The following is a 3,309-nucleotide window of genomic DNA, read 5'->3' on the forward strand; positions in this document are numbered from 1 at the left end:
GCGTTCGGGCCGTGGGGCGGCCGACGCAGCCTCCGCCCTCGTTCAAGCTCCCGATGGGTATGTACATCCACCTTAGTTGCCCATCCTCCGCCCATGCATCCCGAGAGCCTGCTTGATCCATCTCGCGTCGGGTGGCGGCCGCGGTGTATGCCGCAGACCTGCTTCTGGACCGCGAGTATTCAGTTATTCAGTGAGTGAGATCGCTGACTGGATCTTCGACCTCCGGTTCCTCGATCACCGGCGCAGACCGTGGCGCACAATCCCTTCGTTGAGCCGCTGGTGCACCGCGGGCTGATCACTCTCGGCGGCCGGCTCTGACCACGACGCACGTTTCGGATTCGGACGGGTTCGGCGCTGTCCGTTGTCCGCTCGGTTCAGACGCGGTAGCCGCCCCGACTGCAGCGTCCTGGTCAACTCCACACCGGCAGTCCCCGCCAGGATGTCGGAGGAATCGCTCACGCGCCCCACACGCACATCGGTCCCGGGAACAGCACAGGCTCCTCGACCGTCCTGCTCGACACGGCAGGAAATATCCTGCCGAAACAATCCCCCACTCCCGCCGCTGACCTGGGGATTCACGGAACTCCGGAGAGAGCCAGATTCAGGTATCGCCATCACCAAACGGCCTGGCCCAGGTGACCGCCGACGACCCGCATCCCGCGCACAGCATCCCCTCCCCCTTCGAATCGCGGGTGACTCCAACGGTCGCCGAGGCGTCGCGGCCGCCGCCCTGGCCCGAGGGCGTGGCCCGAGTGTGAACCCGCGTCGGCGTGGCCGAGCCGCCCTGCCCGGCCGAGCGCGGCGGGCCCGGACGGCAAGCGGCTTCAGCGAGTGAAAAGCTCGGGGTTCTTGCGGACGAAATCGGCTACTCCTGCAGCGGGCCGCCCGGTGACCTCTGCCATGCCGTCTGCCTGGCGGTCATAGCGGCCGGCCGCGTGTAGGCGAGCCATGGTGGAGATGTGCTGGAAGACATGGTCCGGCAGTCCCAGCGCCCCGAGATCGTTGTCGAGCCATTCCTGCAACGGGACGTCGGTGTAGCCGACTGTGCGGTGCAAAGCATCGGAAATCTCCGCGGTCAAAGCGGCGATGTCCTGTGATCGGGGGCCGGTCAGCTCATAGATCCGGCCGATGTGCGGAGCCGGATCGGCCAGAATCTCCTCGACGACCGCGGCAACGTCACCGGCCGCGATCGGGGAGGTTTTCGCCTTGCCGAAGGGCCACCTGATGGCGCCGTCCTTGGCGATCGAGGAAAACGCGATCTGGAAGAGCGGGTTCTCCATAAAGACGGTGGGCCTGACCTGGACCACGGGCAGACCTGACCAGTCGAGAACCTGCTCGACCAGCCACTGCTGACGATGCTGATGCGACTCGGAGCCGCTGGTGGCGTCCATCTCGGAGACGGTCAGCTGCGACATGTTCACGAACGCCTCCAGCCCTCCATAGGCGCGCGCGACCGCCGCTGTGGTCACGGCGGCCAGCAGATACTGTGCCGACACGGCCATGCCGAAATACACCCGTCCGCAGCCGTCGAGAGCGTCGGCGACTTCACGGGCACACGTCAGATCTCCGACCACGACTTCGGCGCCCGTCGTCCGCAGCGCCTGAGCACGGTCGTCGTCCCGGCGCACCAGAGCACGGACCTGGAGGCCCCGGCGCCGAAGACCTTCCACCACGGTCCTGCCGACGGCCCCGACGCTGCCCGCAGCACCGGTCACCAGAATGGGCCGCACGCCTGCGTCCGGGCTGTAGTCCATGGGGGCAGCCTGTGGCCCGTACGACCAGGGCGCAACCGGGGTGACGTCCAGCCCCCGGACCGCCCCAGGGAACGCTGTTTCTGAGACGATCGGATCCTCGCGGGCAGAGATCCGGGTGAGTCCGTCCACGGCGATCGACGACATGTGGCTGCCGGCGAAGAGATGCGCCTGCGTCCAAAGCCCGGCCGGCATCCCGTGCTGTCGGCAGGGGGGCAGAATGCCTCGGCGAAGCGGGCCAGGACGACGACCACCGACAGCACCACCACTAACGGGCAGTCCAGGCGGAACTTCCGGGCGATCAACTCCCTGATCCGAGCCAGGGTCCAGCGCTGGTCCTCCCAGCCGTGCTTCTCTTGGCGTTCTCCGCAATCACCGCCTGACCCGGTGCCAAAGCCCACTACCGCAGGTGGCGCGACGACCACGGAGACTGGCATGCAGCTGCCCAGCGGCACCTATTCAACCGGATGTTGGGCCGGCTCTATCACTCCTGGGCGAGGTCCGCAGCTCCCACACCGCGCCGTCGGCAGCCTCCCACGAGCTCGCAACCCGGCTTCGCAGCGAAGCCCCTGGTACGACCTTCCTCCTCTGGCAGGACCCGTACCCATAAGGCCGGCTCCCGCGGCGGGGAGCCCCGTGAGGCGCCGAAGGCCCCCAGTACACCGCCCTCGGCGACACGAGCGCCCTGTCCGTGCGCGAGGCCTCGGCCGTGTCCCATCAAACAATGAGTCCGCACCGGCTGCACACGCGACGAGCACACGGTGCTCGCTCAGCCTGATCGCCGTCGTCGGGGCCTCGAAGGCGGCCGCTGCGCGGAGCGGCGGCTGGGCTGGCGAGCCGGTGTCCGCCGTCCCTACCATCAGATATGGCTGAGCCCAACGGGCGGGCCGGGTCCGGGTTGCGTGGTAGAGACCGCGAGTGCGAGACGCTGGACCACTTGGTGCAGGGCGTCCGGGCGGGACGTAGTTCGGTACTGGTCCTGCGCGGCGAACCCGGAGTGGGCAAGACGGCCCTGATGGACTACGCGCGAGGGCGGGCGGCGGGGTGCCGCACCGCCGAGGTCGCGGGCGCAGAGTCCGAGATGGAGCTCGCCTTTGCCGGGCTGCACCAGCTGTGTGCTCCGATGCTGGGGTTGCTGGAGGGTTTGCCGGGTCCGCAGCGGGAGGCCCTGCAGGTTGTGTTCGGGCTGCGCGCGGGGGGCGCGCCGGATCGTTTCCTGGTAGGGCTGGCGGTCCTGACGCTGCTGTCGGAGGCGGCCGCGGAACGACCGCTGATGTGTCTGGTGGACGATGCCCAATGGCTGGACCGGGCCTCCGTGCAGGCCCTGGCGTTTGCGGCGCGGCGCCTGCTGGCCGACCCGGTGGCCGTCGTCTTCGCCGTACGAGAGCCGAACGAGGACCGCGAGCTGCGGGGGCTGCCGGAACTGGTGGTCGAGGGGCTCGGCGATGCCGACGCCCGGCTGTTGCTGGCGTCGGCGTTGCACGGGCGGCTGGACGAGCGGGTGCGGGACCGGATCGTGGCCGAGGCCCGGGGCAATCCGCTGGTGCTGCTGGAGCTG

The 3,309-nt window shown here is 69.0% G+C and carries 2 protein-coding genes and 1 pseudogene; 2 read left to right on the forward strand and 1 reads right to left on the reverse strand.

The window, feature by feature from the left end; translation table 11 throughout:
* Positions 1-824: 824 nt before the first annotated feature.
* A complete protein-coding gene (locus tag BEK98_RS47135; RefSeq protein WP_094222946.1) occupies positions 825-1,754 on the reverse strand; it encodes an NmrA family NAD(P)-binding protein in 930 nt (309 codons plus the stop codon).
* Positions 1,755-2,101: 347 nt separating this feature from the next.
* Between BEK98_RS47135 and BEK98_RS48410 the strand changes: the two are divergent.
* A pseudogene (locus tag BEK98_RS48410) lies at positions 2,102-2,239 on the forward strand (IS110 family transposase); the annotation flags it as partial.
* Between the two features lie 377 nt (positions 2,240-2,616).
* A partial coding sequence (locus BEK98_RS47145; protein ID WP_143684288.1) for an AAA family ATPase occupies positions 2,617-3,309 on the forward strand: 693 nt, incomplete at its 3' end.

The sequence above is a fragment of the Streptomyces diastatochromogenes genome (genome assembly GCF_002242805.1).
Taxonomy (GTDB): Bacteria; Actinomycetota; Actinomycetes; order Streptomycetales; family Streptomycetaceae; genus Streptomyces; species Streptomyces diastatochromogenes.